The organism is Cetobacterium sp., from assembly GCF_048470075.1.
Classification (GTDB): domain Bacteria; phylum Fusobacteriota; class Fusobacteriia; order Fusobacteriales; family Fusobacteriaceae; genus Cetobacterium_A.
The window spans coordinates 1-1,993 of record NZ_DBGBQB010000159.1 but is presented as its reverse complement, the minus strand read 5'-3'; the positions used below and the strand labels follow the sequence as shown (position 1 = coordinate 1,993).

At 26.7% G+C, this 1,993-nt stretch carries 2 protein-coding genes; one reads left to right on the top strand and one right to left on the bottom strand.

All coding sequences use genetic code 11. From position 1 onward, the window contains the following. Positions 1-55: 55 nt before the first annotated feature. A complete protein-coding gene (locus ACMOUI_RS05615) occupies positions 56-1,420 on the top strand; it encodes an ATP-binding protein (protein ID WP_418964756.1) in 1,365 nt (454 codons plus the stop codon). A gap of 66 nt (positions 1,421-1,486) precedes the next feature. Here the strand turns inward: ACMOUI_RS05615 and ACMOUI_RS05610 are convergent. Then, a partial coding sequence (locus ACMOUI_RS05610; protein ID WP_418964755.1) for a cyclic nucleotide-binding domain-containing protein occupies positions 1,487-1,993 on the bottom strand: 507 nt, incomplete at its 5' end.

Below are 1,993 nucleotides of genomic sequence, written 5' to 3'. Positions count from 1 at the left end.
ATAATAATTTAAATTATTATAATTTAGATTATATAATATGGATGAGGTGATAATTATGAACTTTGTAAATAGACAACAAGAGATGAAAACTTTAAATAAAGAGTTTAAAAAAAACTTAAGCTTCACTGTTATTTATGGAAGAAGAAGAGTAGGAAAGACAACGCTTATAAAAGAGTTTATAAAGGATAAAAAAGCTTTTTATTTTTTTACAGATAAACAGAATGAAACTATACAAATAAATAGATTTAAAAATCAATTGGGAGAATACTTCGATGATGATTTTGTAAAAAAAATTGAGATAAAAGATTGGGATACATTATTTGATTATTTTATCAGTAAACTTGGAAATGAAAAATTTGTGTTGGTAATTGATGAGTTTCAATATCTTTGTATGATAAATAAAAGTTTTTCATCTATATTCCAAAGAATCTTTGATGAAAAATTAAAAGAAAAAAATATTATGATAATTCTTTGTGGATCATTAATTTCTATGATGTACTCAGAGGTTTTAGCTTACGATAGCCCACTATTTGGAAGAAGGACAGCTCAAATAAAATTAAAACCAATAGATTTTAAATACTATTCAGAGTTTTTTAAAGATATATCTCATCATTCATTAATTGAAATGTATTCAATAACTGGTGGAATTCCAAAATATATTTTAAGTTTTGATAGAGAGAGAACTCCTCTTTGGAATATAGAGCATAATATCTTTGATAGAGATAATTATTTGTATTCTGAGCCTAAATTTTTGCTTCAAGAGGAGATAAATGATTTATCTAGATATTTCTCTATTCTACTATCTATCGCTACTGGAAATACAAAAATATCTTCAATCTCATCACAACTAGATATTCCATCTAGTGGTTTAACTCCATATATCTCTAAACTCATAGAGTTAGATATTCTTGAAAAAGAGATTCCTGTAACTGAGGATATAAAAAATAGTAAAAAAGCTCTTTATAAGATAAAGGATAATTATTTGAACTTTTGGTTTAATTATGTCTATCCTTATCAAAGTTATTTAGAGATTGGAAACTTAACTTATCCTTTGGAAAAGATTAAAAGCACTTTTGATCTGTGGGTTTCAAAAGTTTATGAAAATCTTTCAAGAGAGAGTTTAATGTGGAATAACAAAATTCCATTCCTTATAAGAAATCTTGGAAGATGGTGGGATAAAAATGAGGAGATAGATATAGTTGCTTTAGGAGAAAATGAGATTTTATTTGGTGAGTGTAAGTGGTCAAATAAACACGTAGGATTGAGTGTTCTTTATAAACTTAAAGAGAAAGCTAAAGTTGTTAAATGGAAAAATGATTCTCGTAAAGAATACTATATATTATTTTCAAAGTCTGGGTTTAGTGAGGAGCTTATAGAGGCTAGTCAAAAAGATTCTTCAATTATTTTAAGTGATTTTTAAAATAAATTTAATTAGACGTCAAAGTTTTCCCTTTGGCGTCTTTTCTATTTTTTAATTTAGATTAACCTAAGCTATAACTGTGTCCTTGGCTAATAATTCCAATTTTTTTATATTGACCTTATAACCTTTTTTAAGTTTTATAAGCACCTCTTGCTCTAAAAACTCTTTAAAGATATATAGAAGTTGTCTATAACTTACCCCTAGATATTCCGCTGTTTCAGTGTGTTTCTCTAAATATATCTCATTGCTTTGAGACATTAAAATATATCCAGCCAATCTATTTTTTAAACCATAATTTTGATTTTTAGAGTGGAAGTAAGTTCGTTCTAACATTTTACTTCCAATAAATTTAGATAAATCAAATAGAAATTGAGTGTCTTTAATTAACTCTTTTTTAGCTAGAGACATATCAATTGAAACAAAAATCGATTCTGTAATTGAAATAACCTCCTTAGGGTCTTTTTCAATCTCTAAAAAACTCAGTTCTCCCAAATACTCCCCTTTTTTAACAAAATGAATTATGGATTGCTTTCCATCTTCATGGACAAAGAGTATCTTGGCTCTCCCTTGAAT